This is a genomic window from Brevundimonas sp. UBA7534, assembly GCF_002479325.1.
Classification (GTDB): Bacteria; Pseudomonadota; Alphaproteobacteria; order Caulobacterales; family Caulobacteraceae; genus Brevundimonas.
The window spans coordinates 4,682-4,956 of the sequence record NZ_DLMO01000007.1; the positions used below are offsets into that span (position 1 = coordinate 4,682).

At 68.7% G+C, this 275-nt stretch carries 1 protein-coding gene; it reads left to right on the top strand.

Going from position 1 to position 275, the window contains the following annotated elements:
* On the top strand, positions 1-275 hold a 275-nt coding region (locus B2U11_RS00405; protein ID WP_292068989.1), incomplete at both ends, for an MFS transporter.

Consider the following 275-nt stretch of genomic DNA (forward strand, 5'->3'; position numbering starts at 1 on the left):
TCGCCGGCCTGTTCGGGGCGCCGATCTGGACCTGGCTGGCGGTACGGATCGGCAAAGACCGCGCCTTGGCCGTCTCCAGCCTGATCTTCGCGGCCGCCTATGTCGGCGCGACCCTGCTGCCGGGCGGAAACTTCTTCCTGAGCCTGGCCGCCATGTTCGTGGCCGGCCTGCCCTATGCCGCCAACCTTCTGCTGCTGCGCGCCATGATGGCCGATGCGGGCGACGAAGTGAGGCTGGAGACGGGCGTGGACCGCACCGGCCTGATGTTCTCCATC